The following is a 389-nucleotide window of genomic DNA, read 5'->3' as shown; positions in this document are numbered from 1 at the left end:
CGCCGAGATCTCCAACCGGCCGTCGTCGGTGATGCGGTCGCTGTAGGAGTTGATCTTCTTGTCCTCCGCAGCAGGCAACCCGCCAGGCGTCTCCGCGGCGAGCTCGTTACCCAACTGCCGCGCGTAGATGGTCGAGGTGCCGAGGAGCGCCAGCGACGAGGCCTCGAGACCCCGCTCGCCGACGAGTATCCGCACCACCCGTCGAGCCGAACCAGCACCGGCGCAAGCGGTCTCGAGGCTCGCCGCACGCGGCTCGCTACCGCTCAGTGTTGGGGAGGCGAAACGCTTCTTCACCCCCGGCCAGCGCAAAGCGTTGTTGGTGCGTGATCGCGGATGCATCAAATGCGGTGCGCACGCCGGACGCTGCCAAGGACACCACCTCGAGCATT

The 389-nt window shown here is 67.1% G+C and carries 1 pseudogene; it reads right to left on the bottom strand.

From position 1 onward, the window contains the following. Nucleotides 1-129, bottom strand: a pseudogene (locus P3L18_RS28405) (HNH endonuclease); the annotation flags it as partial. Between the last annotated feature and the right edge of the window lie 260 nt (nucleotides 130-389).

The sequence above is a fragment of the Gordonia sp. N1V genome (assembly GCF_029269935.1).
Taxonomy (GTDB): Bacteria; Actinomycetota; Actinomycetes; order Mycobacteriales; family Mycobacteriaceae; genus Gordonia; species Gordonia polyisoprenivorans.
The sequence above is the reverse complement of the archived record's forward strand: the minus strand, read 5'-3'. Positions and strand labels throughout refer to the sequence as shown.